The following is a 25,536-nucleotide window of genomic DNA, read 5'->3' as shown; positions in this document are numbered from 1 at the left end:
GACGCCATGCCTTGCGCCATCCTTTCGGAGAGATTCATGAAGCACAGCCTGTCCGCACGCTCACGCCGCTTGTGCCGGTCTAGCCAGTTGAATAGCTCGACCCGCGCGTCGGCCTTCATGCGCCTCGTCCGTTTTTCGTCGGAGGCCGCAACCTTGAGCGCCTCCCTGGCAGCTTCATTGCGTGCGGTTTCGTCACGGGGACTGCTCATTGGCGCGCTCGTGGCCGGCGCTGTTGCGGTGGCAACGCCACCGGCGTTCGCGCAGAACGACGACACGCCACCCGCGCTCGACACTGCCAGTGACGTCAAGGCGCCCACCGCGCCGGTCTCGCAGGTCGGCAAGCTCACGCTGGATCAGCAGGTCAAATGGCTGCGCGCCGAGCAGCAAAGCGGCGCAATGGAAAAGCTCGACGACGCCCAGCTGGTCGCCTTGTTTCAGTCGCTCGATCCGCTTGCGTTGCCGCGTTACATCAAGGAAGGGCCGAACGGTTACCCGTCATACGAGTTCACCATGTCGCGCTCGGAGCGCATTCACGGCCAGTGGCCCGACAAGCCCGATCACATGCTGGTGCGCATCGCCCACGATCCATTGCGGATCTACGCGAAGTGGCTGCCCGACGGCGCTCACGCCGGTCAGGAAATCATTTACGACGAGTCCAAACGTACCGACGAAATGTATGGCCACCTCGGCGGCATCATGAACGTCATGCCGCTGTGGACCTCGCTAAACGGCGCCCTCGCCCGTGCGCAGTCGAACCACCAGGTGCGCGATCTCGGCACCGAGTACATTGCCAATCAGTATCTCGCCGAAGGCAAGAAATACATCGAGGCAGGCTTGCCGCGCTCGACCCAGGTGGAAGTGAAAACCATCGACGGCGTGCGGGTGGTCGCCTTCACCTTCGAAACGCCGGACGGCCAGCCCAAGTTCTATGCGAAGAAAGAAACGCTCGGGCTGGATCTGCGGCATCCGTATTTCCGCACGGTCGAGTCATATAACAATGACGGCAAGATTTTCGAGAAGATCGTTTTCGAAAGCATCACACCGAAAACCTTCGACGACTCGACCTTCGATCCGAAGAACAAGGCTTATAAGTTCTAGCGGACAAGGCGCGGCGTCAGCGCGAAGGCGACATGCGCAATGGGTCCCGCGCTCTGCTCGTAGCTGTGTTCGGCCATGTGGCCCACGCGGGTGGCAAGTTCCTTGAGCACGAAGTAATCGGATACGCGTGTCAGGCCGATCAGCGACGCAGGCGATTGCGCAGGCATTTGCCTGAGGCGCGGCGCAAGTGTGGTGTACCAGAGCGCGCCGATGTCGTCGCCGGTTTCGAAGGCGGGCAGTTTCATGTGTGCGACGTAGTCGGCGAATGCGGGGCCGTACGCGAGGGTGGAATCGATCACGGCGAGCGTGTCGCCACGAGCGGCGGCTTGGGCGAGCCACGGCCAGGCACCACCTGCCGCGGTGGAAAACCAGGCACCGGTCATCATGAAAGCGCGTCTGTCCATTGCTTGATCACACCATTATGTGGCGCGCGTCATTCGCATCACTCTCATCATGCACGTCACGCACGTCATGCCCACGCGCCTCACGTATAACCCCGCCGGTCGCGCCATGCCGTCGGCCAGATCCCCTGCTTGCCCGGCGCGAGAATACCGTTCGGGTCGAGTGCATCCTTGATCGTTTCCGAGAGCCGCAGCAACGCGCCGTCGTTGAAACTGTACTGCGCCGCGGCGAAATCCATATACGCGAGATGCGCGCGATATTCGCCGTAACCCGCCGCGCGCGCGTCGCTCATCAGCGAACGGAGTAAAGCACCCGCCTGCTCGACCTGATTCGCGTCGTCGCGGTCGAAGATTGCCGCGAAAATGTGATGCAAATGACGCACGCCCGCCGTAAAGCCGCCGTAGTAATCGAAGCCGTACTCCGCGGCGCGCGTCTTGACCATCATGTATTGGCGCAGCGCATCGCGCCCGGTCGCCGGGCACACCGGTGCGAAGTCCACATGTGCGCCCGCGCCGCCACGCCAGTCGAGCATACGGAACGCGCTCATCGCCGGGATGCCGGCCAGGTTGCGATCGCCGCCCGCGGTGGGTTGCGCGTCGCCCGTATAACGAGCCGCCGAGAATTTTGCCTGCGGTACGCGGGCGAAAGCGCGCTTTACGATCGCATAGCGGACGTCGATCAATTCAGGCGTACCGTACAGCGCGAAATGCAGATTCCAGCGGCCCACGTTCAGCTTGTCGAGCATCGCCGTCACCGCATTTTCGGGCATCGCGCCTTTGCCTTCGTACCATTGTTGACGTGCCGACAGTCCCGCGGCCCGGCGCAAACCGCCCTCGATCACCGCGTTATTGCGGATCGTTTCATCGAGCCGCAACGGCCGCAAGATATCGACGATCGCTTCGAGATCCTCTTCGTGCCGAAACTGGATTTCACCGAGCAGATACGCAGGCGGCGCGGGCATTAGCCAGACACCGAGCTTGGTGACGATGCCGTAGTTCGACTGCATGAACATCGCGTCGAAGGAAGGTCCGTAGCCTGGTTGATACAGTTGCCACGCAGTGCCGATTTCGATGCCGCCCATCCCGGTGCGCAGCACGTCGCCGTTGGCAAGCACCACTTCCATGCCGCACTGCGCAGCCGCGTGATCGCCGTACGCGGTATAGCCGAAGCCGCGCTCGAGCGTATTGCCGACCACACTGCCCCAACCCGCCGCGGGTGGATCGACCCAGAGCTTGTAGCCTTTCTCGCGCAAATGCGTATAGAGATCGAAGTAGCTGACGCCCGGTTCGACCAGCGCGTAGGCGAGCGTTTCGTTCACTTCGATGATGCGGTTCATCCGCTGCAGATCGAGCACGACCGAACCCGTCAGCCGCGGCGCAGCACCACCGTACGCGAAGTTGCGTCCGGTCGAGACCGTCCACAACGGAATGCGGAATTGATTGGCAATCCGCAACACTGCGCGAATTTCGTCGACGGAGGCAGGCCGCAGCGCAGCGGACGCAGAAAACGCTTCGCGCTCACCCGGCGCGAACGGATCGAGGTAAGCAGCGAGCCCGGCGGCCGAGGTCACCACCTGCGGCTCACCGACAATCGCGCGCCAGGCAGCGAGCGCGCGATCGAACTCGGCGGCGGAAACTTTCGGCGGCAAGCTGCGCGTCAAGATGTCTCCTTTGCGGCCACACGTGCGGGCGGCGCCACGCTAGCGGCGCATTCCACCGCCACCTCCGCCGTGCGACATGCCGCCGCTCCACATGTGCATCGAGCCGCCGCCGTGCCAGTTGCCATACGATCCGTGTCCATAACGCACGTGGTCCATGTGATGAAAATGATGGAAGCGGTCGATGAATACAAACGACACGCCAGCACCGAATACCACCGGCGGTCCCCAATACCATGGATCGTAGTAATACACGGGGGCCGGGCCTAGGGCCTGCGCGGCGGCATCGTCTTCGACGATCTGCCAGCTGCCGTCCGGCTGCAGGCACGCGCGGCCGCTGATCTGCTGCATGACGCCGTCGATCTCCGCCTGACCCACGACAAAACGGCACGTCGAAGCGTCGTTCGTCGACGCGTTCGCGTCCGATTGCGCCTCGGCCGGCGCCGCGCAAACGGCGCACACACACAGACACACTACGCCGGAACATAGCCCGGTGCCGAACTAATGAAAAGTAAGCATGATTTCGCTGCCTCGACGCGCCGGCGTTGCGACTCGCAAAAAACGTGTCGACACCGTAAAGACCCCGTCGGTTTGCCTCGCACGAGACCCTGCCGTCCACCGCGCATGCAAAGCGGCACGGCATGATCCTGCAGCAAGTAAACGAAGCGTCGCGCGATGCTATTCCGACGGCGCGCGTGGGCCGCAACGCTTTTCTGTTACCGCGTGTTGCAGGCAGCTCGCGGAGCGGGCCGGCGCCGGGCATGTCCAGATGCCCGGCGGGCTTTGAGCGCTACTGCCAGCTTTCCGGCTTGCCGCCGAGCGCACTGCATACGTCGATAGCGATGCTGCGCAGCTTGCCTTCCGCAATCGGCCCGGACAACGCGTAGCCCATACGGTCGTTGACCCAGTAGAAGGTCCGGCGGTTTCCGTCGCGGAACAGGCGGAACGCGGTTTCGTCGCGAGAAATACCCGTGATGTACAGCGTGAGCCGTGCACCGCTGGTATTTTCGTACATGAACTGCGCGGCCGGTCCCGCTTCGCCGGGCAACAAACGCCCGCCCACCAGCGAGTAACCGTATTCCTGCAATGACGGCACCGACAGCGGCCGGTTCAGCCGTTTGGACAACCAGTTGATCAGATGTTCTTCTTCACTCGCGGCGACTTCGACCGGATGACGCCGTTCGGGCGTGTACACCGCATAGGCGATATCGGCGCGCTCGGCGAAGCTCGGCGGCTGCCCGCCCAGACCGTTCCACGCGCCGCCCGTCAGACGCGGTGCGAGTGGCCCCAGGGCGAGCGCGAGACCCGCGCCGGCTGCAAGCCAGCACGCCGCGAGACCGACGCGTTGCCACCACGGCGTCGGCCGCCGCACCACGATGAAGGCCGGCTCGTCGGCCTCGCGCTTCCCGACGCTTCCACCGTGCTCGTTATGCTCCTGACGCTCGTTGCGCTGTGGCGCACCGCACAGCGCCTGCAGCGCCGCTTTCTGCGCGCGCCATGCGGCCACTCTTGCGGCAGCCTGCGGCTGCTGCGCCAGTTGCGCCTCGATCGCGGCGCGCTCCACCGGCGGCAACTCGCCGTCGACAAACGCCGACAGTGCTCGCAGATCGAGCCCCTCAGGCAAACTGGAATCGTGGTCGTTATTCATCACGGATTTCTCACTACTTTCAGCGGCGGGACTTTACGCGCCAACCCCACAGCGCCCCCTTCAACCGGCCCCTCCGTCATCAGCACGCGCATATGTTCCCGCGCGCGCGAGAGCCGCGACATCACCGTGCCGATCGGCACACCGAGCGCCTTCGACGCTTCCTGATAAGACAGTTCCTCCACGCAAACGAGCAGCAGCACTTCGCGTTGCTCGACCGGCAGGCAATACAGCGCGCGCTGCAGATCGCGCAACACCAGACCGTCGACCTCGCCATGCGGCGCTTCGAGATTGCGCCACGGCGCGCTTTCATCGTCGACGGCGATTTCGCGGCGGCCACGCAACTGATCGATATAAAGGTGCCGCAGGATCGTCAGAAGCCACGCACGCAGGTTGCTGTTCGGACGAAACGCCGCCCAGCGCGCGAACGCGCGCTCCGCCGTATCCTGCACGAGGTCGTCGGCCCAGGCGCGGTCGCCCGTCAGTGCGCGCGCATAGCGGCGCAACTGCGGGAGCCACGAAATCACTTCCGCTTCGAAATTCACCCGGCGCGGCGACGCTCAGTAGCCGCCGCTGCTGCCCGAGCCACCGCTGGTGCCTGAGGCGCTGCTGTCGGTCGCGGAGGTGCAGGCGCTCGTTGCGAGCGAGCCCAGCGCGAGCGCCAGCAGCATGAAGGCGGCAGAAAGAATACGGGATACTTTCATAGTGAGTCTCCTGATGAGTGTCTGGCCGGCGCGTGCGAGCCGGGGACCCGACCAGCCACGTGCGGCATGCAGCGCTGCCATACCTGATTTAACGTGAGCGGGCTGCGATTTATTCCGCGCACGGCACCGGCACGAGCGATTTTTTTCCGCGATCCGCGCCGGCAGCGCTCGAACGTGGCCGAAGAACGCGCAATTCGTCCCCAGATTCGTAACTCAACGTTACAGTCAATAGTTATCAGATGCTTATGTGCGCGCAAGCCGTTATAGTGGACGCAGTTCGGCCGCCAACGCGTTCCGCCCTCACACAGGGTAGAATCGCGGCGAACACCCGTCTTACTAACCTGAATTGTCCATGGCTTCCGCAGAATCGCATCCGCAAAACGACTTCATGAACGCTGCGCGCAAAGAACGAAAGCGCGTCGAGATCTACCTTGTCAACGGCATTCGCCTGACGGGGTGTATCGAGTCGTTCGATCAGTATCTGGTGATGCTGCGCACGCCTGTTGGCCTGCAAGGCATCTACAAGCGCGCGATCTCGACGATCCAGCTCGACACCGGCACGCGTCCGGCGCCGCGCGCCGGGCGGCCTTCGCACGGCGAGCACACCACGCGTGGCCCGCACGGTTCGCGTGAACCGCGCGACCATCGTGAGCCGCGCGAACCGCGCGAGTCGTATGGCGCGCCGTCATCGGACCGCCCTGCGTCCGATCGCAGCAGCAGTACCTCCGACGGTCCGGTGGTGGTAACACGCCGCAGGCGTCTGTTCGGCACGGGCGGCGGCGACGGTGGCAACCATGGCGGTGGCAATCATGGTGGCAACGGTGGCACGAGCGGCGGCACCGAATAAACAGCCGCGGCGGCCGGCTATTCCGACGGATAGCCGAGCCGCTGCAAAATCTTCTCCAGTCGCAACCTCTGCAAGTCCGTCAGCTCGAATCCGCATTTGACCGCCAGCACGCGGCGCCGCCAGTACAGGGCGTCCAGCATGCGCAGCGCCGGTTGCCGTGTCGCCCAATCCAGATGTTCCAGTTCGGCTTCCACCACGTGTGACGCGTTGAAGCGCTGCGCGCGCGCAGGGTTTTTTCGGTCCATGTCGTTCGCTGCCCTATTGTTCGCTGCTCTTGTTGTTTGCTCCCCTCCCGAGCTGGAAATTGCCGGTGCACGGCACGGCATGTCGTGTGGCCTGCCGATCGGTGCTGCTTTTGTTTTTAAGCGACACACTGAAAACGACTTGATGCGGATTGGTTTTAAGTTTTGCTTTTTTGTCTGGTGGTTTCTGGAGTTGGTTTTTAGGATTTGAAGGGGATGCTTACAATCTGGGAGTGTTGGTCGCTCGGCTGGTGCTCGCCTGGGGCCGCTTTGCGCTATGCTGGATTGTTGATTCTCTTTCTAACTGGAGCACGTCATGGCCAAGCAGAAGCAACCTACCTCTCACCCTAAGGATTCGGCGCAGCCCGCTGGGTCTGCCGAGAGTCGCCTCGATGAGGCGCTCGAGGAGAGCTTTCCCGCCAGTGATCCGATCGCCGTCGATATGAGTGAGCCAAGGCACTTGCCAGTGGAAGAGGAGCCTTCGGCTGGGAAGAAGCGGCATTGAAGGTGCCGGTTTTTACCCCGCACGGCGCGGAAAATTACTTTTTATTCAAACACTTAGGGTTGGCTTTAGTATAATTTGGCGCGGGCTTAAATGGTGGTAACACGTCGCACGGTCGCAAAAATTCCTGTGATGTAGCTCACACTTGCTCCAGACAACGGCGTCACTCGGGTCGGCTGGGAGCTCCGCTGATACTTCGGCTCCTCCAGAACCTCCATGTTCAGATATTTTTACCAATGGTGTTGCGCGACAGGCTTGTGAGACGCCCAGTCTCGCGTACCGACTTGGTCTGGCGGTGGAACATCCGCCACACCTTGCCAATCATCGTCGTCGGGATCACCCCCAAACACCCCGCCGGAAAAACCAGCCGGATAGGTTGATTACCCGGCTCAATTTTCAATCGGCGCGATCCCTACAAGGGGCTCATTTCTCGGTCGGCGTAAACAGTTCGCGAGTGGCACACGCGATTGTTTCTCCGATTTTCGCGGGCGGGACGACCGTTCGCTGACGGTTCGCGACTCTTAGGGCTTGGATGATTAGAACAGAGAGGAGCAATCCTGCGATTACGTCGACTAGATAGTGTCCCCCCTGCGTCAGCGTTGAGACGATCATCGTCGTATTAATGACTATCGCCAGCCCAAAAAGCAATCGGATTCGTCGAAGCGAGTAGGTGAACAGAACGGCCAACATGGTGTGAAAGGAGGGTATGGACACAAGCCCCTGCATGTTCCGTAAGTCGAATATCCGCATTGTCCCATCGCGCAATATCGCAAAGTCTGACACAGTTGACGCGGTATTCGGATCGGCAACCTTAAAGTATATGAACGCACTTGTCGCAGGGAACGGCGTCGAAATAATTAAGAGCAGAATCACCGACAACATCAACAGAACAAAGAATTCTGATAAATCTTCATGGCAACCCGATATCCCTAGAATGGCTGGAATCGCGAGTAATTGCCAAAATCCGCTCTCGTATGCAAGTGCAAGGATTTGCTGAACCTGTGAGTGAGACTTGACCCATAGGTATACTTCGGGCCAATCGAAGCCGAGTGCGCGATCGAAGCGAACCAGACTATTGTCTACAAGCGGCGCATTGATTGACACGCACAGGTAAGAGAGGATGCTGGCCGACGACATAAAACATAGAAATAGAGAAAACCACGCTGCAGTATCTGAGACTTCCGCATAGCGCAACTTTGCAGTTATTCGCTCGTAGCGTGGGATGCGCCGTACTGCCCGTAGTACGACGACTGAGCAGATTAAAGCGCCCACAGCCTTGCAAACATGCTCGATGCCTGTCCATCGCACAGAACGGTTCGTCAAATGGAGCCACGTGACATCGATCAGCAGGATCATGCCTACCACGGCCCATCCGCACAGATATCGTCTCAAGAGCGACGGTGACCTCTGCTCGAAGGACACGCCAGCATCTTCAGGTTGTCGCATGGGTAAGGTCTCAGGAATATCTACCTAATATCTTATTCAACGTTGCGTGGCGACGAAATATCCTGTCCGCCGAACGTGCCGAATGGATGCTCGACAGTCTGTCGCCGGATGCGCATCATCTCAGGTACATGATCAAATCGCACCTGCATCTCATCAAGAACAGCTTCGTGTTCCCAGCGTATCACGCGACGTTGAGAACCTCGCGTGCAGTTTCCTTTTAGCGGATATTGCTGGTAATTCAAACTCCAATACTTACGTCGTTGCACTTGACGTCACCGTCTTTGAAACGAACACAGTTATTCTTCATCGAACGGGCATCCGGATTCGTGAATGATATCTGTCTGTCGGGTGCCGCGTTGAGTTGAACCTCGAGTCAGGGAAACCAATGGGCTTGGACGCGCCGCTTGTACGGCAGGCGGAGTTGCTTTGCAGATGGGGTTACCGCGGGGATTGCTACTGAGGGGTTACTGCGGGGCTTCGTACCGTCGTACTGCGGGGATAGGTGACCTGTATTGCGACAACGGCTTGAACGTCGGGTGGGGCGCGCGGTGCGTTCAAAGCCGCCTCGCCCTCCCCACCTTCCGGTTTCCCGGCCGTCGCGTTTAGTGCGTCGGCAGGCCGGTTTCCAGTTGACGCTGCAGTTCGCGAACCTGGCGTTGCGCGGCGCGCAGCTGGTCTTGTGCGGCAGACTTCTGCTGCGCCAGCGCCGTTGCTTCGGCACGGGTCTGCTGCTGCTGATTCGCGACAATGGTCTGCTGCTGATGCGCAACGTCGAGGTCAGCCTGCAAGCGGTTTGCACGGTCCTGCGACAACGCGATCATGCGCTCCGTGAACGCCTTCTGCGCTTCCAGTTGCGTACGGCGAATCTCAACGTCCGACAGTTGCAGCGTCTGACGCACAAAATCCTTATAGATCATGTCCGCGCGCGTGGCGTCCTGCGTCTTGATGACGCGCCAGAAATTCTTCTGCTGGAACAACGCCACGTAGTACGTCATCTCCTTGCCGTAAAACAGCAAGCTCGCACCGTAACTGCCGTTGTACGTCGTGCGCAATTCGCTCAGATCCGAGCCGCGGATCATCTGCTGCAATTCCGCAACGTTGCCCGCAGCAGATTGCTTGGCTTCGTCCGGCGTCAACGCGTTCGTCTGCGCCTGTCCATTCTGCCCAGCCACTGCATTGGCCGGCAAGGCCGTCGTCGTGCCCGGCTGGGAAATGACGCCAGCGCTCGATCCGCTATCCGGCAGAGCCTGCGCATTCACGCCCTGCACGGCCCCCATCGCGATGAATGCGGCCAGGGCAATCTGCCGTAGTTTCGACTTTCGGTCCATGTAAATCCTGCTTGAACAGTTTTTGTTTTAGTACAACCGTCTCATTATTACTCACTTTCGCGTGTTTCGGGCTCTTCGTCAAAAATTTGGTACTTACGCATCTTCTCCCACAAAACCTTGCGGCTAATACCTAGATAAAGAGCCGTATCCTGCCGACGCCACCCATTTGCGTCGAGCGCGGCCAACACACGGTTTCGCTCCGCCATATCCCATTTGCTGCGATCCACCAGCACCTCGGCCGCGCTCTCGGCCGGCACCGGCTGGCTGCTGCGTGCAAGCGCGAGCAGCCGCTGCAGGCGCGCCGCGTCCCACGCGCCGATCTGACGCACCGTCACGCCGATCCGCTCGGCCAGGTTGCGCAGTTCGCGCACATTGCCGGGGAAGTAGGTGTCGGCCACCGCGTCGGCCAGCCAGTACGGCAAGTCCGGCAACGCGGAAAGACGCTCGCTGCCGACGATCTGCGCGATGAACGCCTTGAAGATTGCAATCTTGTCGACGGCGCCCCGTTCTTCGAGCGACGGGATTTTCAACTCGATCACGGCAAGCCGATAGTAAAGGTCGGCGCGGAAGGTGCCATCCTTTACCAGTTGCGGCAAATGCTTGTTGGTCGCCGCCACCAGCCGGAAGTCGAGTTTCACCGGCGCGGCCGAACCGATTCGGGTGACCGCGCTGTCTTCGAGCACGCGCAGCAGCTTGACCTGCTGGTAGAGCGGTAGGTCGCCGATTTCGTCGAGGAACAGTGTGCCGCCGTCCGACTGTTCGAAATAGCCCTTGTGCGCGACCACGGCGCCCGTGAACGAGCCTTTCGAGTGGCCGAAGAACAGCGACTCGAACAGACCGTCCGGAATCGCGCCGCAGTTCACCGCGACGAAAGGCCCCTGGCCGTAGCGGGTATGTTTTTCGTGCAGCAGTTGCGCGATGCGCTCCTTGCCGACGCCGGTTTCGCCTTGCACCAGCACGCTCGTGTCGCAGTCGGCAAACGTGTCGACTTCGTGCAACAACGCCTGCATGCACTCCGAGTTGGCGATCATCGCGTCCGACTCGTGCGTCTTGGCGCTGTGCGCGCGCAGTTGCAGCACGAGCTTCATGACCATGCCGCGCAATTCGGCGCAGGTGAAGTCGAGCGGCAGGATGTGCGAATAGTCGGACGGGTAAGTCGCCGGGTCATGGTCGCGCGGCGCGGCGCCGACCCACACGACGGGAATGCCGTGCGCGGCCTGCCAGTCGCGCATGAGCAGCGCGCCGCTGTCGATCACCGAGACACTGATGATCGCGAGCGACGGCCGTTGCGCCGTCCGTTCAGGCGAGATCGCGATATCGTCCGCGCGGATCACTTCGACGTCGAAGCTCGCCATGCAGCGCGCGACCCGGTCGACGATATCGGCCTTGCCCTCCCAGACGTAGATATCGAGTTCATCGATTTTGGGGTTGGTTCTCATCTTGTCTTGGTTATGCTAGTTGACCAGGTGCGCGACGCCGCACTTCAGCGACATATTGTGGACCGTGGCGGTGCCGACCTGAACGCCCAGCAGCGAAAGCGTCGGGACGAGCACGGTGTCGAGCAGGTTGAACACTGGCTGCAGCAACGATGTCAGGACGCCGGCGACCGCAGTCAGAATCGAATTCAACAGCGACGAAATATCGATCAGGTTGTTGAGAAGCGAAATGTCCAGCGCGCCGGGCAACGCGTTCAGCAATTGCGAACTGAAGATGGAGAGCGCGCTGCCAACCTGGTTGGAATTGGCGCTCGCCACCACGTCGAAGCTGCCCGACGAGCCGTTGATGACAATCGGCGTGTGACCCGGCGTCAACGCCAAGGGACCGATGCCGTGCACGATGACGTTGGCCACCTGCACCGTCAAGCCGAACAATGTCGCCGTGATGGAAGCCAGTTTGATCGGGGACGAATAGACTGCCGCAGTGACGGGCGCGGTGACCGGCACCGTACACTGCACACTGCCGCCCGACAGACAGGCCGCCGCGATGCCCGGCGTCACCTGCAGCGTTGCGTTGGTGGTCGCCTTGGTACTTTCGCAATCGACCGCCGTGAGGCTCGCGGTGCCGGGCGCGACGGCCAGCGTGACCACGAGCGGCGTGCTGAGCGCGGAGATCGACGCGGATACCAGCGGCGGCAAGCCCACGGTCAACGTCGGCAGCGGAACCGGCGCCAACGTGACGGTCGCGTTGACCACGGCGGTACGCGCAATGGTGCGTGACGTGGACGATCCGTTGACGACCGTCGTCCCGCCCTCGCCCACCGCCAGCACCGGCGGATTGATGACCTGCAGCGAGAGTCCCAGCACGCCGGGCAAGGCAGCCGTCACGTTGATCACCGGCGCATTGCCCTGCGAGCCGTCCGGACTGCGCTGCGCGATTTGCGCGGCAACCATCAACGCATCGAACGCATTAATCGTTGCCGTCGCTGCGGAATCCGCATTGGCGAGCCCAAGCGCGAGCAGTCCTGGGGCGGACTGACCACCATCGCCGACAGTAATGTTCTGACCGCCAGGAATCGTAACGGCCAGCGTTCGCAGAATCGCCGCATTGACGGTATCGCCCCCGGCTTGCAACGCACTGACCATCGCGAGCATCAGGTTCTGATAGGTCACAGTGGTCGCGAGCAGGCCTTGCATCGACGATGCACCTAGCGCCACCATCAGATCCGAAAGCTTGATATGCGCCGTTGCGAGACTTTGCGTATCGCCGACACTCAGCGATACGTTGGTCTTCAGTAAGCCTCCCAGAATCGCGTTCAGCAGTGCCGATTGTTGCGTGTTGATCGTGGCGATGCCGGTACCGAGCGAGAACGCGTCGATGTTGGAGGCCAGCGCGGTGGCAGTTGCAGTCACGTTACGCGACGGTCCGAGGAATAAATAGGGCACTTGCTGCGAAACCTGGACTTGCACCGCGTTGAGCGGATTACCGCTCGTGCCGAAATAAGTGCTGGTACTGGTATCCCAACGCCCGCAGGTCGTCGTGAGCGTTTGGGTAGATCCGTTAGCCGTGAATCCATTGGCCGTTGCATTCTGCTGCGCGACGGTCGTTACCGACGAGCAACCCGCGGGAGTGCTGATCACCTGTACACCGGCCATCGCCGCCATATCCGCCGTGCGCTGCAACTGCCGGCGCGCATAGTACGTGTTGCCGACATCGAGTGCCCCGAGCGCCGCGAGCGCCAGACTCAGGAAGATCGCGGCCATCACCGCAACCGCGCCATGCTGCCGCCGCGGCGCAAGCGCAGCCGCACCGCCGGCACGACGTGCGTAGCCCCCACGCGTCCGGCGTCTGGCTAGGACCACTGGGAATTGACGTCCGGGCATGTCATCGCTCACCGGCTGCTGCCACTCGAGCCAGAGCCGAGTTGCGAACCGCTGCCGCCGCTCCCGCCAGAACCCAATGCCGACTCGTAAAGATCGGGAATCCTGCTCTTGAACGATTCCAGATAACGACGGTATGCAAGGCCTGCTTCCGCACCCAGCATCGGCAGCGCGGGCGCTGCTTCCGCGTTGCTGCTCTGCAGATTGGTCCAGGCACGTGCCGAATGACCGATTTCGCTCGCAGCCGGTGCCGTCTCCGTCGATGTGCTGGTCTGTGCAAGCGCCACGTCGACCAGGCCCGCGGTCAAGCCGAACGCGAGCCCCGCCCCCATGACAATGCGTACCACCGATCCCATGCAACCCCGTTCCATCTGTTTGGTTTTCATATCCCTTCCCCTGATTGCGCCGTTGCTCATTGCGCGAAGCGCTGCAATAAGCGCGGCGCCGGCTCGATCCCCTGCGCGCTCGCCATGGCGCCAGCCGGTCCACCTGACTGCTGCGCCGGCGCTGAAGATTGCGACTGCGATTGCGCGCGTTCCGCCACGGCCACCTTGGCCGCGTCGCCGCGAATCGCCGTGCGCACTTCGGGCGTCAACTTCTGTTGATTCATCACCGCCAGCGCCTGCGCCTGCTCCCCGTTGACAAGCAGAAACAGCACGAGATTGCTGACGATCTTCGGATTGTTCTGATCGAGTTGAGCCGCCTGCATCAGCGGCACGCGCGCGCCGCTTACATCGCCGTTACGCATGCGTGCATAGCCAAGATCCGACAAGGTCACCGCATCGGTCGGCGCGAGTTGCGCCGACTGCTCCAACTCCTGCGCGGCGCGCGCGAATTCGCCCGCCCCGCCGGCGAGCAAACCGAGGCCGCGATAACCTCGTGCGGCCAGCGGCGTCTTCAGCAATTGCGTGTATGCGGTCGCGGCGGCCGCCGGTTGAGCGGTCATCCGCAGCGCGTCAGCGCGCAACAGAATCGTGTCCGGCGTCACACTGTATTGCTTTTCATAGGCGTCGATATGCGCGAGCGACGCGTAGTAAAGTCCCTGCGACTGCATCTGATCGATCAGCCCGAGATACATGCCCGGCGTATCCGGCGCGGGATCGCGATTGGCCTGCTGGGCGAGCGCCGCGCGCTCGGCTTGCGGGCCCACGCCGTACCCGAGATCCTTCGACGCGCACCCGCCCAGCCACATCGACACCGCCAGCGACACTGATAACAAGGCCGCCACGCGCACGTCCCGTGGCTTGATGCGCGTCTGATACCCGATCGGAAAACTGTGAGCCATTGCAAAATCCTCAGTGTGGCGTCGAGTGCAGCGACTTCGTGACGGCAAGCACGCCCGGTCCGGCGGTGACGATCATCAGAGCCGGCAACAGCGTGACGATCATCACACCGGTCATCTTCACAGTGAGACGGCCAATGCGTTCGCGCAGCATCGCGCGGCGCGCTTCACGCAAGCGATCACCGAACTGTTTGAGCGGCTCCTGCACCGCGCCACCGTGCCTGTCGACCTGTATCAGCAGTCGCACGATCGCACGCAAATCCTCGTTGTCATAACTCGCCGCGAGGCGATTAAGCGACTGGTCGCGCGAGCGGCCGGCCGCGAACTGCCGCTGCGCAATTTCCAGCTCGTGAGACAGCACCGGCAGCACCGTACGAAAATCGCTCACCATCACCTGCAGGCTTTGATCGAGCGAGAGACCCACGCCTTGCAGCAAACGCAGCAGATCGACCATCAGCGGCAATTCGTCAATCACGCCGTTGCGACGCCGGCTGGCGCGGCGCGCCACGTAAATCTTCGGCACCATGAAACCGGCCAGGGCGGACGCAATAACGATCACCGCCCAGGTCGACGCCGAAACATGCTCGCGTGCAAGCGTGCCCGCCAGCAACGGCAGGATGGCCATGCCCAGCAGCCGCGCCATCAGAAACAGGCCACGCATGCGCGTGTCGACGAATCCACATTGTTCGAGCAGACGGCGGTCTTCCTCGGCGACGATCAGCCGACCGAGCGGTGTATCGAGCCAACGCACCCCGGCGTGTGCAAAACGCTCGAACTGGCGCTTCCAGCCTATGGGCCGGCCACTTCGGGCAGAGGCGCCGGTGTCCGCCCGCTCACCACCGCGCGCCGCGGCGGTGAGCGCCGCGCTCTGCAGCGCACGCTCGTCGAGGGCATGTGTCAGCGTGCGTTCGCTACGCCGCGCCGCCGCGAGCCGCAAGACCAGCACCCCAGCAATCAGCAGGAGGCCGAGTGCTGCGAGAGCAAGCGCGATGGCGGCAACGTGTTGAGCTTGCATCTTCAGTTCCTCAGCCTTGCCATTCGATGCAGCAAATAGGAGCCCAACGCCTGCAACGCAAACGCCAGGTAGACGATATTGCGGCCGGTCGGGTCGAACCACATCGATGCGAAATATTTCGGATTCGACAGAATCAGGAAGCCGCCAATACCGACCGGCAGTAAGCCCAGTACCCACGACGACATGCGAGTTTCCGCCGACATCGCAGAAAGCTCACGTTCGGCCTGTTCGAGATCACGCATGAACGATGACATCCGGTCGAGCATCACGTCGGCACGGCCGCCGTATTTGACCGACAGACGCAGTACCGCGCCGACCAGCTCCAGCTCGCGCGCGTTATAGATCACGGCGACCTGAGAGAGCGCACGATCGATTTCAACGCCGCTGCGCAACATCCGCGAGACGTGATCGAGACATTCGCGCAATGGCGCTTCCGTGGTCTGCAGAGATGCCTGAAAAGCAGCCGGCACGCTGTTACCGAGCGTGATCAGGCGAACAATACCGTCGAGAAACAGCGGGAGCTGCCGCACAATCTGTTGACGGCGTTTGTTGGCGCGCATCGTCACCAGAAAGTAAATGAACGCCCCGCACGTCACCAAAACGGCACCGGCGGCCAACATGCCACCGACGCTCGCAGCCCAGATACACAATACGAGCACGACCATCCCTATCAGGATGGCCGGCACGCGGGCATGGGCGATGCCCGCGCTGGTCATCGCGTGTTGCAACATGAAGCTGCCACGCGCTTTCAGATAGCGTGCGCGGGCAAACCAGCCAGCATCGGCCAGCGGTGCTTGTGGCGTAGCCACGTGGGGCACACCAGCGCGCGGCGGCGCCACGCGGGGGCCGGCCACGGGGCCGCCTGCGCCAACGGCGCCCGGCGCCATGCGGCTATCGATGAAACGTTCGGCGCTCATCTGGTCTTTACGGTGTGCGCCGCGTTGCCATAGCAGTAACGCGCCTGCTGCGCACAGCAGCGCGAGCGCCGCGAAGACCAGCACCGAGCTAGACATTGAAGCCTCCGCCGAAGCCGCCCGTGCCGCCGCCTCCGAAACCGCCGCCGCTGAAGCCCGCGTTGCCGAATGCATTGGCTTGTGCCCCGCCGCCCAAGGCTTGACGGAAACGCGCCAGTTTCGACGAGTGCGGATGGATACCGAGCGACACCCAGTTATCGAGTTCATCGCCCTCTGCGGTTGCGATCGGCTCGTAGCGATACAGCTCCTGGGTCGCGATAATGTTGTCCGACAGACCCGTCACTTCGGTGATCGACAGAATCCGCCGACGCCCATTCGATAGGCGCCCGATCTGCACGATGAAGTCAATCGCATTGGCGATCTGACGGCGCAGGCTCGATTCCGTGCCCTGGAAGCCAGCAAAGCCCGCCAGCATTTCCAGCCGGTACAGACACTCGCGCGGCGAGCTCGCGTGGACCGTGCCCATCGAACCGTCATGGCCCGTATTCATCGCCTGCAGCATTTCGAGCACCTCGCCGCCGCGCACTTCGCCGACGATGATGCGGTCGGGACGCATCCGCAAGGTGTTGCGCAGCAGATCGCGAATCGTCACGAGGCCCGCGCCGTCGAAACCGCCTGGCCGGCTTTCGAGCCGCACCACGTGTGGATGGTTCAGCGACAGTTCGGCGGTGTCCTCGATCGTTACGACCCGCTCCGGTTCGGGGATGTGGAACGCGAGCGCGTTCAGAAGCGAGGTCTTGCCCGAACTCGTACCGCCCGACACCAGCACGTTGCAGCGTGCCGCCACCGCTGCTTCGAGCAGCGCGCCGACTTCGGGGCTATACGTGCCATTGGCGAGCAGATCGTCAGGGCGCAGTGGGTCCTTGCGGAATTTGCGGATCGAGACGATCGGCCCGTCGATCGACAACGGTTCGATCACCACATTCACGCGACCGCCGTCCGGCAAACGTGCATCGACCATCGGATTCGATTCGTCGAGACGACGCCCGATCGGCGCGAGAATCCGCCGCACGATGCGCAGCAAGTGGGCGTTGTCGGCGAAACGCACCTGGATCTTCGTCAGGATCCCGAGCCGCGACACGTACACGTCGTTGTAGCCGTTGATCAGAATATCTTCGACGGCCGGATCGGCGAGCAGATCCTCGATCGGGCCGAACCCCGCCAGTTCTTTGGTCAGCGCCTCGGCGATCAGCCGCACTTCGCCTTCGTTGATCGGAATCCGGCGCAGCCGTACAAAGCTGTCCATCTCCAGATCGACAAATTGGTTGATCGCGTTACGCGACCAGCGGCCGAACTCCGAGCCAAGTTCCTCGATACGCGTCAACAGATGTTCGTGCGCAGCGTTCTTGATGTCCTGGAACTGCTGGCTATGCGCGAACGAAGGTGCGTCGTCGGCAAATTCAATCTCTTTTGCCATCGTTTATGACCGCTTTTGAGTGGTTGGAATGAAGCGCTTGAGCGCACTAAGCGCGGATTTTCCGCCTGGCTGCGCGGCCGTTCTCGCGGCACCGCCGAGCCGTTCAATCAACGGCTCCAACGCACGCACATAGGGGTCGCGTGCCACGGTGTCCGCCAGCAGATGTCCCTGGTTGACAGCCTGGCCGAGCGCTACGCGCCGCTCCGGCAATGTGGTCAGCAACGGAATCTCGAGACGCTGTGCGATCTGCGCGGCGGCTAGCCCGAGATCGCTGTCGAACTTGTTGACGATCAAGCGCACGTTGGCGGTATCGATGCCCTCTTCGCGCAATCCGTCGAGCACACCCACTGCCGATACGATCGAGGCGACACCCTGATCGCACATCAGCCACGTTTCGTCCGCGGCCTGCACGACATGGGCGATGAATTCGGCATTGCTGAATCCGCCCAGATCCACGATCTGCTGGTCAAAGAACGCCCGCAGCCGGTTCAGCAAACCGATCGACGACGAATACGATACTTCGCGCATGTCGGCAAGATTCGGCGGCAACGTCGTGAGCGCGAGGCCGCTCGTGTGGTGCGATAGCGCGGTATGCACGAAGGTCTGATCGAAGCGGCGCAAATTGCGCACGGCTTCAACGAAATTGAACTCGCTGCGGGTATTCAGGAGCAGCGAACCGTCGCCCGCCGGCAAGCCGAGATCGAGCAATGCGGCTTGCCGCCCTTTCGCGACATCACGCCGCTGCAACATGACCGCGAGGTTCGCGGCCAGCGTGCTCACACCCATGCCGACGCGCGCCCCCAGCAGTGCGGTCACCTGACCATGGCGGCTGACCGGCTCGACCAGGTTGTCGAGCACCTGGCGCGTGATGCGCAAAGCATCTTCAGCCGGTGCCGACAGATCGATGAAATCACGCACGCCGACACGCAACGCGGCCAGTGCGCTTTCCGGCTCCGTGAGCGAACCGAGCGCGACAATCTGCATACCTGGATAGGCGCTGCGCACCGCGCTCGCGGCAGCACTCGCCGCTGCGGCGCGGCCGCCGGAAAAGTCGACGAATACCAGCGACGGGTGGAGCACCCCGATGCGCTGCATGAGCATTGCCGGATCGAGCGTAACCGCTTCGACCGTGCCGGCGCCTACCAGCGTGTCGGAGAGCCAATGCACGTGTTCGTCGGCTAGCGAAGCGAGCACGAAATAATCGGTGACCGCCCGTTCAGTCAATGAATGCGTTCTCGCGTTCATGTTGGACATCCTTTTGCGGCATCGGCAGCCAGGCCGCCGCGTCGTCCTGCATACTGCCGCGCACAGGCCCTGTGCGCGTGCCTCTGTTTGCTTCGCGTAATCCGGTTACCGCGTGCGCCGAGCGAAGCTTCGGCGCCCTCATTTCGAAAACCCCGGCGCTGCATCGCCCGCGATAAAACCACCGACCAGTGAGCGCCACACCGGACCGTTGCGCTGCTCGGACTGTTCGCCCGGCGTCGTCGGCACAGGTGCCCCCTTCGCCAGCGGCGACACCAGATGCGGTGTCACGATGATCACCAGCTCTTTCTCGTTCTGCTGGTAGCTCAGCTGTTTGAAGAACGTGCCGATGATCGGCAGATCGCCCAGCAAAGGCACCTTGGATATATTCGACGTGGTCTCGCGGTCAACCAGGCCGCCGATGACAAAGCTCTCGCCGTCTCCGAGTTCGACCGTGGTGTCCGTGCGCCGTGTCGTGAACGCCGGCACCGACACGCCGCTAATCGTCACCGCGTTCGCGAAGTCGAGCTGGCTCGCCTCCGGCGCCACTTTCAGCGCGATGCGTTGCGGGCCAAGTACAGTCGGCGTCAACGTGAGACCAATGCCGTAAGGCTTATATTCGATCGAGGTCGTCCCTAACCCTTGCGGCACCGGCACAGGAATTTCGCCACCGGCGAGAAAGCTTGCACTCTGTCCGGACAACGCGACGAGCGTCGGTTCGGCCAGCACACGCGCCATATTGTTGCTTTCCATCAGGCTCAGGTCGGCGAACAGACCGTGGGTCGCCGAATTGAACACCAGATTGAACGCCGACGACAGCGGCGTCGTGCTGGTCATCTGGGGCGCCTGCCCCGCCGTCGCCGACACTGAGGTCAGTGCCGATGGTGCGAACGAGCCGAACGTGAAACCGTTGTTCTGCTTGAAGAAGTTGAAGCCGATCTGCTTGAGCACAGAACGGCTGAACTCGACGACGCGCACATCGACCTGCACCACGGCACGGCTGGCAACCGTCGACGTATCGAACACCGCGCCATTTTTCGCCGTTGCACCGTCCTTGCCTGCTGCGGCATCCCTTGCAAGCGATCCTTCCGCCGCGACGACGGCGCGCTGATGCGCTTCCATCGTCGCCGCCGAACCGGACATCAGCGCAGTCCCCCCGAGCACCTTGACACTCGGTGTATCGGGTCCGAGCAGCGAGGCCGCCGCTTGTGTAATGACGTTCACCGTGTACGTCAACGGCGTATCGCGGCCGCGCTCCCACAGCATCAAACTCGTGGTTCCCGCGGCCTTGCCGACCAGCAGCACGCCGCCGCGGCCGCTCCCCTTCATGATCAATACGTCGGCCACCGACGGGTCGCCGAGTGCTATGCGCTGCAGCACATGGCCTGTCGCCACCTGTTGCTGGCTGCCGACCGTCAGTGCGATGGTTTGGCCGCCCACCAACTGCGCAGGTTCGGCGGATGAGGCAGGTTGTGCCGGGCGCGCCTTCCGCGCGTGCTGGGTAGGATCGGCCGCATGCGCCGCGCCTGACGCAGTCAACAACACAAATCCGACGTAGGCCACCGTCCCGAATGCAAAAATCCGTTTTGTCATGTAGTCATGGACGCGTCCGGCCGCCCGCTCCCTAAAACTGCTACCAGGCGACCGTTTCGGCGCGCCCACCCCGTATCACTTCGATACCGCTCTTTGTACTGTTTGTATTGCCTGCAACACGAGTCGGCGCAACCGGCAGGTGCTGCGCCGGTGCGAACCGCGGCGCGACGCCTGGCAAGTTGCCAGCGCCAGACAAGGTGTCGAGTGCGACGCCGGCCGCGGCCTTCGTCGAGTCCTGCAGCGCATCGCTGGAACCGGGGTGCGCGGAAGTCTTCAACACACCTGGCTGCGCGGGAAAAACGCTTTCGTCAGCCACTTCAGCATCTTTTGGATTGCGCAGCGCGAAAACCAGCCGGCCGGCACTCTCCGCCAGCGTCAGCCGATCGACATCGGCAACCGGCACCGCCAGTACCGCCGTGCGCACCATGCCGTTCGGGTCGCCCGCGGTATCGCCACTCGCGGTCGCATTACCGAACGCGAGCACACGGACTTTCGACATCAGCAGGCGCGCCTGGGTACGGTCGATTTCGGAGCTGCCGACGCCGGCGTTATCGCGTTTGAGCGTAAAAAACACGTCGACGAAATTGCCGGGCCGCAGCCGGTTCGCCACCGCATTGCTTTCGTCGACGCGTACCGCGAGGGCACGCTCACCCGGTTCGATACGCTCCGCCAGGCCGGACGACAATAGCGTTTCCAGCACCGGGGAGTCCGCGCTGATATCCGCGTTCGGCACACGGCCCGTCAACTGGGCCGGATCCGTGAAGGCGCCATTCGGATTGATCGGCAGCGCCTGTACGCGCAAAGCATCGACGGTAATTGCCTTGCCCGCCGGCAGCAGGCGGGTCGCCACCACGACCGGAAAAGTCGCTTGCGTCGCGGGCGTGACGGCCACCGGCGCCGGGCGACGCGACAGCGTCCAGGCGAACAGGCCGAGCAGCAACGCAACCGCGATCAGCACGCCGGCGATAATTTTGGTCAGATTCGGCATGATGACTCGCTGCTTCGATTGAACAATGCCCTACAGTGCGAGCGTTCACGCGCGCGTCGACGGACAGGAAGGCTGAGAACCAGCGCGTACGTCACTGAATATTCTCCGGATTGAGTTGGACGGTCGCGCTGCTCGTCAGCGTCGTCGGCAGCGCGATACTCACGAGCGCTATCGATGGCACGATCGGGTGGCTCTGGTAGTTGTAGGCCATTGAGACTTGCACACATTGCATCCCGTTACTGGGACTACAGGCGCTCGCGGTCGACGTGCAGGTCGCGGCGCTGACGATCGAAGCCACCACCGCCTGGGCCGCGACGCAGGCTGCCGCGGCGCGATTGGCGAGCGCACTTTGCAACGACGTGTTGGGCTGGTAATTCAGCGCGGCGCGCGCGCCCTCTTCGGCCGCCAATGTCAGGTTCTGCTGGGCCACCATCATCAGGCTGAAGGTGATGATCATGTAGACGATCGTGAAGAACAGCGGGAACACCAGCGCGAATTCGATAGCCGTGGCGCCACGTTGGCGGCGCGCAAGCGCGGGCCCTTTCCGTGATTTCATGGACCGGGGCATGGAAAGTCTCATCGCAGCACACCCGTCGACATTTGCAGCGCCAGCCATGCACAGGCCGCCACTGTCAGACACGCCGCATAGGGGGTCGACGCTTTACCGCCCACTTCGAAGGTCGGACCGGCGTGCCGCCCGATCGTAGCGAGTCGCGTGCGGGTCGTGACGAGCAACCAGAGCGCATGCATGCCGGCTGCGAGGCTCGCGGCGACCCAGAGTCCGAGCAGCGTGTGCATACCGCACCAGGCACCTAACGCGGCGAAAACCTTGACGTCGGCTGCGCCCATTGCACCTAGCGCAAAAAACGGCAGTAACGCGGCCAGGCCGACGACAGCGCCCAGCGCTGCCTGTCCGGCCGAAATATTAAAAGGGCTGCTCTGAAATAGCGCGCACGCAAATGCCGCCGCTAATCCAACAAAGACAAGCGAATTGGAAATGCGCCGGGTGCGGCAATCACATATAGCAATGGCCGCTGCCCACGCGACAAATAAAATGTCGGCGACTGGTAAATTCATAATGGACTCAACGGGCGAGATATATCAGTGCGGACTGCGTAAGCAGTCCGCACTGAAAACTCAAGTGGCCTTGTTCCAGAAAGGGCGAGACTAACCGGCTCGAACCGGTCACACCTCGATTCCGCCTACAGGAACTGCCGCCGCCAGACCCTTAGCCTTTAGCCTTTAATCAAGCCGGCAATGGTTGAGAATGCGGTCGTAAGCGCGCCGGTGATAGAGCCGACCGCGGTCACAAGTGCCACCGCCATCAACCCCGCGATGAGCCCATACTCGATGGCCGTAACGCCCTTGTTATCTCTCAGGAAGCGTTGTGTGAACTTTTTCATTTTTACCCTCGGACTTTCATTTATTTCGTTTGTTTACGTGCTGCCTCGGATGACGGAGTCTTCAGCGCTGCGGACCATTGGTCTCTCATTCCTGGCCCTGCGTGTTGCACTGCAGAAGCACCGCCTTGCAGCCGGCTTCAATAAAACAGATGTCTATGAGTTTTCTGTTCGATAACCCACCTCCCTCGTCAATCCATGATGCTTTCGGGTTTTATAGCTGAACAATCATATTTAAGCAATTGTCCGCTTCCCTGAGCCCACACCATATGCGTTTTGGCGGTGTACTCAGGTTAACGGCAGTTCGTGCGTTGCAGCACATAGGAATAACCATGAGTTAGATTCGCTGCACTAATTATTTGTTTGAACAGAACGTTTCAAGCGTCCGGAGCGCTCTCGTTGCGCTTGCGTTACGTCGTGTTTCGTAACGGCGCGGGCGGCTCGTTACGTTACGAAACCCCCGCAAACGTTTAGCAATGTCATTTGCTCGCGGTATATCTGAGTTAGCAGACACTCCATCAATTCCTCTCAAAGCCATATCACATATGGCTTTGCGCTCTTCAGCATAAAAATAATCCGCATTGCTCAGTCGAAATGGCACGGCTCGTGCAGAGATAGGCACGCAGCAACACCCAAAAACACATGCGATCCGAGGGCGACATGAACATTCAAACGGCCAACACTACAGTACGAACAACCCTGATTGCTGCCGGCGTGGCAGCGATGCTTTCTCTTGGCGCTTGCGGAGGCTCCGGAAGCCTGAGTTCCGGCACCGGCAGCAACGGTAGCGGCTCCGCCGGCGGCACACTTTCGACCGGCGGCAGCAGCAGCGGCAGCGGCAGCGGCAGCGGTTCGATGGGTTCAGGCGGTTCCGGCACGGGCACTTCCGGCACGGGAACGTCGGGTACGGGCACTTCCGGTACTGGAACCTCGGGTACGGGAACCTCCGGCACCGGCACTACCCCCGTCTCGAATGCGCTCGGCACAGTCGTCGGCAACACCGGTGGCGTGGTCGGCGATCTCGGCTCGACGGTCTCGGGTATCGGTAGCGTGATCGGTTCGCAATCGCTGCCAGGCGTCAGCTCGCAAACCACCCAGGCTGCCGGCGGCATCGTGCAGCAAGTCGGCGCGGCGGTCACGACGCTCGGCACCGGTGTGACGCAAGGGCTCGGCCAACTCGGCACCGGCAGCAACGCAGTCGGCACAACGGTCGCGAGCCTCGGCGGCGTGGTCGGTCATGTCGGTGGCGCAGTGACGGATGCAGGCAACCTGGTGACGAGTCTCGGCACCGGCCCGCTCGCGCCTTTGGCAGCCATCACCACGCCGCTCGGCGGTGTCGTCGATACGCTAGGCGGCGCAGTGACCAATGGCGGCACCACGCTCACTTCCGTGCTCTCGACGGGTCCGGTTCAGCAAGTCACGCAAACGCTCAGCACGGCGATCACGCCGATTACGTCGATGGTCGTCGCGACCACGCAGACAGTCGGCAACACCACCGGCCTCGGCGCACCGCTCAACAACCTGCTCACGACCCTCGGCGGCGGCCTCGGTAAGGCCGGCACGCTGATCAGCGCAACCGGCGGCAATCCGATCACGGCCGCGCTTGGCAATACGGTCACAGATACGGGCACCACCGTCGCATCAGTGGGTGGCCTGCTCACCGGCAGCACGACTGGCAATCCGCTGGCGCCGCTCACCAGCCTGCTCGGCGGCCTGGCCGGCGGCACCGGCACCAGCACCAACCCGCTTGCTCCGCTCACCAGCGTACTCGGTGGCTTGACCGGCGGCACGAGCAGCAGCGGCACCAACCCGCTCGCTCCGCTCACCGGCTTACTCGGCGGCTTGACCGGCGGCACGAGCAGCAGCGGCACCAACCCGCTTGCTCCGATCACCGGCTTACTTGGCGGCCTGGCCGGCGGCACGAGCAGCAGCGGCACCAACCCGCTCGCTCCGGTCACCGGCTTACTCGGCAGCGTAACGGGTGGCCTTGGCGGCAGCTCGAGTGGCAGCCCGTTGGCGCCTGTCACCGGGCTGCTTTCGAGCGTGACGAGCGGCCTGAGCAGCGCGAGCGGCGGTAGCAGCGGCCCGCTCGCCCCGGTCACCGGCTTGTTGTCGAGCGTCACCGGCGCGCTCGGCGGCGTCACGACAACGACGACCACGACGACCACCGCTTCGGCCAGCACGAGCACGGGCCCGTCGCTGTCGGCCACCAGCGGCAAGGGAACGGGCAGCAACCTGCTCGCCCCCGTGACATCGCTCGTCGGCGGCCTGCTCGGCGGTTTGACGAAGAAGTAAGGAATGCAGTTGAAGTCATCGAAAGAAGTGCAGTAACCGGCAACCCGGCGTCCGGTAACCCGGCGTCAGGAAACCCGAAGGGCGGCCCGCGAGCCGTCCTCCGGCTCTGCCGGACCCTGACTGAACTGAACCGCGCCGCTCA

At 62.4% G+C, this 25,536-nt stretch carries 26 protein-coding genes and 1 pseudogene; 3 read left to right on the top strand and 24 right to left on the bottom strand.

Annotated elements, in window-relative coordinates:
• Positions 1-36 precede the first annotated feature (36 nt).
• On the top strand, positions 37-1,098 hold the full coding sequence (locus PQQ52_RS13060) for a DUF1571 domain-containing protein (RefSeq protein WP_408211398.1): 1,062 nt from the start codon (positions 37-39) through the stop codon (positions 1,096-1,098).
• Here the strand turns inward: PQQ52_RS13060 and PQQ52_RS13055 are convergent.
• From PQQ52_RS13055 to PQQ52_RS13030, 6 genes are all read right to left on the bottom strand, one after another.
• A complete protein-coding gene (locus PQQ52_RS13055) occupies positions 1,095-1,502 on the bottom strand; it encodes a hypothetical protein (protein ID WP_408211396.1) in 408 nt (135 codons plus the stop codon). The genes PQQ52_RS13060 and PQQ52_RS13055 overlap by 4 nt on opposite strands.
• Positions 1,503-1,582: 80 nt before the next feature.
• Complete coding sequence (locus PQQ52_RS13050) at positions 1,583-3,160, bottom strand: FAD-binding oxidoreductase (RefSeq protein ID WP_408211394.1); 1,578 nt, start codon at positions 3,158-3,160, stop codon at positions 1,583-1,585.
• Positions 3,161-3,199: 39 nt separating this feature from the next.
• Positions 3,200-3,631, bottom strand: coding sequence for a hypothetical protein (locus PQQ52_RS13045; protein WP_408211391.1), 432 nt, complete (start codon positions 3,629-3,631; stop codon positions 3,200-3,202).
• Between the two features lie 316 nt (positions 3,632-3,947).
• Positions 3,948-4,805 (bottom strand): anti-sigma factor, encoded by an 858-nt coding sequence (locus PQQ52_RS13040; protein ID WP_408211389.1) that lies wholly within the window; start codon positions 4,803-4,805, stop codon positions 3,948-3,950.
• Positions 4,805-5,347, bottom strand: a complete 543-nt coding sequence (locus tag PQQ52_RS13035) for an RNA polymerase sigma factor (protein ID WP_408211387.1) — start codon at positions 5,345-5,347, stop codon at positions 4,805-4,807. Before PQQ52_RS13035 ends, PQQ52_RS13040 begins: the two co-directional genes overlap by 1 nt.
• Positions 5,348-5,362: 15 nt before the next feature.
• Complete coding sequence (locus PQQ52_RS13030) at positions 5,363-5,506, bottom strand: hypothetical protein (protein WP_408211384.1); 144 nt, start codon at positions 5,504-5,506, stop codon at positions 5,363-5,365.
• A 352-nt stretch (positions 5,507-5,858) separates the two neighbouring features.
• Here PQQ52_RS13030 and hfq point away from each other — a divergent pair, with 352 nt between their 5' ends.
• Entirely contained in the window at positions 5,859-6,353 is a 495-nt protein-coding gene (hfq, locus tag PQQ52_RS13025) for an RNA chaperone Hfq (protein WP_408211382.1), read from the top strand.
• Between the two features lie 17 nt (positions 6,354-6,370).
• Here hfq and PQQ52_RS13020 read toward each other — a convergent pair whose 3' ends face one another.
• From PQQ52_RS13020 to PQQ52_RS12935, 18 genes and pseudogenes are all read right to left on the bottom strand, one after another.
• Positions 6,371-6,598, bottom strand: coding sequence for a hypothetical protein (locus PQQ52_RS13020; protein WP_408211380.1), 228 nt, complete (start codon positions 6,596-6,598; stop codon positions 6,371-6,373).
• A gap of 719 nt (positions 6,599-7,317) precedes the next feature.
• Positions 7,318-7,497, bottom strand: coding sequence for a hypothetical protein (locus PQQ52_RS13015; protein WP_408211377.1), 180 nt, complete (start codon positions 7,495-7,497; stop codon positions 7,318-7,320).
• Between the two features lie 23 nt (positions 7,498-7,520).
• Positions 7,521-8,453 carry a phosphatase PAP2 family protein gene (locus tag PQQ52_RS13010; protein ID WP_408211375.1) on the bottom strand — a complete coding sequence of 311 codons (933 nt, stop codon included), beginning with the start codon at positions 8,451-8,453 and terminating at the stop codon, positions 7,521-7,523.
• Positions 8,454-8,617: 164 nt separating this feature from the next.
• A pseudogene (locus tag PQQ52_RS13005) lies at positions 8,618-8,797 on the bottom strand (IS5/IS1182 family transposase); the annotation flags it as partial.
• 348 nt (positions 8,798-9,145) lie between these two features.
• A complete protein-coding gene (locus tag PQQ52_RS13000) occupies positions 9,146-9,871 on the bottom strand; it encodes a DUF2968 domain-containing protein (RefSeq protein WP_408211373.1) in 726 nt (241 codons plus the stop codon).
• A 47-nt stretch (positions 9,872-9,918) separates the two neighbouring features.
• Complete coding sequence (locus tag PQQ52_RS12995; protein ID WP_408211370.1) at positions 9,919-11,310, bottom strand: sigma 54-interacting transcriptional regulator; 1,392 nt, start codon at positions 11,308-11,310, stop codon at positions 9,919-9,921.
• Between the two features lie 15 nt (positions 11,311-11,325).
• Positions 11,326-13,191, bottom strand: a complete 1,866-nt coding sequence (locus tag PQQ52_RS12990; protein WP_408211367.1) for a TadG family pilus assembly protein — start codon at positions 13,189-13,191, stop codon at positions 11,326-11,328.
• Between the two features lie 8 nt (positions 13,192-13,199).
• Entirely contained in the window at positions 13,200-13,574 is a 375-nt protein-coding gene (locus tag PQQ52_RS12985) for a DUF3613 domain-containing protein (protein WP_408211365.1), read from the bottom strand.
• 26 nt (positions 13,575-13,600) lie between these two features.
• A complete protein-coding gene (locus PQQ52_RS12980; RefSeq protein ID WP_408211631.1) occupies positions 13,601-14,380 on the bottom strand; it encodes a tetratricopeptide repeat protein in 780 nt (259 codons plus the stop codon).
• Positions 14,381-14,483: 103 nt separating this feature from the next.
• On the bottom strand, positions 14,484-15,485 hold the full coding sequence (locus PQQ52_RS12975) for a type II secretion system F family protein (RefSeq protein WP_408211362.1): 1,002 nt from the start codon (positions 15,483-15,485) through the stop codon (positions 14,484-14,486).
• Positions 15,486-15,487: 2 nt separating this feature from the next.
• Positions 15,488-16,498, bottom strand: coding sequence for a type II secretion system F family protein (locus PQQ52_RS12970; protein ID WP_408211360.1), 1,011 nt, complete (start codon positions 16,496-16,498; stop codon positions 15,488-15,490).
• Positions 16,491-17,876: a TadA family conjugal transfer-associated ATPase gene (locus tag PQQ52_RS12965; protein ID WP_408211358.1), complete on the bottom strand. Its 1,386-nt coding sequence runs from the start codon at positions 17,874-17,876 to the stop codon at positions 16,491-16,493. The genes PQQ52_RS12970 and PQQ52_RS12965 overlap by 8 nt, the downstream gene beginning before the upstream one ends.
• Positions 17,877-17,879: 3 nt before the next feature.
• A complete protein-coding gene (locus PQQ52_RS12960) occupies positions 17,880-19,121 on the bottom strand; it encodes a fimbrial protein (protein WP_408211355.1) in 1,242 nt (413 codons plus the stop codon).
• A 138-nt stretch (positions 19,122-19,259) separates the two neighbouring features.
• Complete coding sequence (locus PQQ52_RS12955) at positions 19,260-20,711, bottom strand: type II and III secretion system protein family protein (RefSeq protein ID WP_408211353.1); 1,452 nt, start codon at positions 20,709-20,711, stop codon at positions 19,260-19,262.
• Positions 20,712-20,751: 40 nt separating this feature from the next.
• The gene (gene cpaB / locus PQQ52_RS12950; protein ID WP_408211629.1) at positions 20,752-21,702 is read right to left on the bottom strand and encodes a Flp pilus assembly protein CpaB; all 951 of its coding nucleotides are present in this window, start codon (positions 21,700-21,702) and stop codon (positions 20,752-20,754) included.
• Between the two features lie 88 nt (positions 21,703-21,790).
• A complete protein-coding gene (locus tag PQQ52_RS12945; RefSeq protein ID WP_408211350.1) occupies positions 21,791-22,255 on the bottom strand; it encodes a TadE/TadG family type IV pilus assembly protein in 465 nt (154 codons plus the stop codon).
• A 20-nt stretch (positions 22,256-22,275) separates the two neighbouring features.
• Complete coding sequence (locus PQQ52_RS12940) at positions 22,276-22,776, bottom strand: A24 family peptidase (RefSeq protein WP_408211348.1); 501 nt, start codon at positions 22,774-22,776, stop codon at positions 22,276-22,278.
• A gap of 158 nt (positions 22,777-22,934) precedes the next feature.
• A complete protein-coding gene (locus PQQ52_RS12935; protein WP_408211345.1) occupies positions 22,935-23,102 on the bottom strand; it encodes a Flp family type IVb pilin in 168 nt (55 codons plus the stop codon).
• 657 nt (positions 23,103-23,759) lie between these two features.
• Between PQQ52_RS12935 and PQQ52_RS12930 the strand changes: the two genes are divergently transcribed.
• Entirely contained in the window at positions 23,760-25,394 is a 1,635-nt protein-coding gene (locus tag PQQ52_RS12930; protein WP_408211342.1) for a collagen-like triple helix repeat-containing protein, read from the top strand.
• Positions 25,395-25,536 lie beyond the last annotated feature (142 nt).

Origin of the sequence: Paraburkholderia sediminicola, assembly GCF_046030555.1 — a bacterium.
GTDB classification, from domain to species: Bacteria; Pseudomonadota; Gammaproteobacteria; order Burkholderiales; family Burkholderiaceae; genus Paraburkholderia; species Paraburkholderia sediminicola_E.
This window is presented reverse-complemented; position numbering and strand designations above follow the sequence as displayed.

Bases quoted from the DNA above. Each gene is read 5' to 3' on its own strand.
- PQQ52_RS13040 (WP_408211389.1), bottom strand. From the start codon at position 4,805: ATGAATAACGACCACGATTCCAGTTTGCCTGAGGGGCTCGATCTGCGA.
- PQQ52_RS13010 (WP_408211375.1), bottom strand. From the start codon at position 8,453: ATGATCCTGCTGATCGATGTCACGTGGCTCCATTTGACGAACCGTTCT.
- PQQ52_RS13055 (WP_408211396.1), bottom strand. From the start codon at position 1,502: ATGGACAGACGCGCTTTCATGATGACCGGTGCCTGGTTTTCCACCGCG.
- PQQ52_RS12985 (WP_408211365.1), bottom strand. From the start codon at position 13,574: ATGAAAACCAAACAGATGGAACGGGGTTGCATGGGATCGGTGGTACGC.
- PQQ52_RS12930 (WP_408211342.1), top strand. From the start codon at position 23,760: ATGAACATTCAAACGGCCAACACTACAGTACGAACAACCCTGATTGCT.
- PQQ52_RS12965 (WP_408211358.1), bottom strand. From the start codon at position 17,876: ATGGCAAAAGAGATTGAATTTGCCGACGACGCACCTTCGTTCGCGCAT.
- PQQ52_RS12935 (WP_408211345.1), bottom strand. From the start codon at position 23,102: ATGAAAAAGTTCACACAACGCTTCCTGAGAGATAACAAGGGCGTTACG.
- PQQ52_RS12945 (WP_408211350.1), bottom strand. From the start codon at position 22,255: ATGAAATCACGGAAAGGGCCCGCGCTTGCGCGCCGCCAACGTGGCGCC.
- PQQ52_RS13060 (WP_408211398.1), top strand. From the start codon at position 37: ATGAAGCACAGCCTGTCCGCACGCTCACGCCGCTTGTGCCGGTCTAGC.
- hfq (WP_408211382.1), top strand. From the start codon at position 5,859: ATGGCTTCCGCAGAATCGCATCCGCAAAACGACTTCATGAACGCTGCG.
- PQQ52_RS13020 (WP_408211380.1), bottom strand. From the start codon at position 6,598: ATGGACCGAAAAAACCCTGCGCGCGCGCAGCGCTTCAACGCGTCACAC.
- PQQ52_RS12970 (WP_408211360.1), bottom strand. From the start codon at position 16,498: ATGTCTAGCTCGGTGCTGGTCTTCGCGGCGCTCGCGCTGCTGTGCGCA.
- PQQ52_RS12940 (WP_408211348.1), bottom strand. From the start codon at position 22,776: ATGAATTTACCAGTCGCCGACATTTTATTTGTCGCGTGGGCAGCGGCC.
- PQQ52_RS12955 (WP_408211353.1), bottom strand. From the start codon at position 20,711: ATGACAAAACGGATTTTTGCATTCGGGACGGTGGCCTACGTCGGATTT.
- PQQ52_RS12990 (WP_408211367.1), bottom strand. From the start codon at position 13,191: ATGCCCGGACGTCAATTCCCAGTGGTCCTAGCCAGACGCCGGACGCGT.
- PQQ52_RS12960 (WP_408211355.1), bottom strand. From the start codon at position 19,121: ATGAACGCGAGAACGCATTCATTGACTGAACGGGCGGTCACCGATTAT.
- PQQ52_RS13030 (WP_408211384.1), bottom strand. From the start codon at position 5,506: ATGAAAGTATCCCGTATTCTTTCTGCCGCCTTCATGCTGCTGGCGCTC.
- PQQ52_RS13000 (WP_408211373.1), bottom strand. From the start codon at position 9,871: ATGGACCGAAAGTCGAAACTACGGCAGATTGCCCTGGCCGCATTCATC.
- PQQ52_RS12995 (WP_408211370.1), bottom strand. From the start codon at position 11,310: ATGAGAACCAACCCCAAAATCGATGAACTCGATATCTACGTCTGGGAG.
- PQQ52_RS12975 (WP_408211362.1), bottom strand. From the start codon at position 15,485: ATGCAAGCTCAACACGTTGCCGCCATCGCGCTTGCTCTCGCAGCACTC.
- PQQ52_RS12980 (WP_408211631.1), bottom strand. From the start codon at position 14,380: ATGTGGCTGGGCGGGTGCGCGTCGAAGGATCTCGGGTACGGCGTGGGC.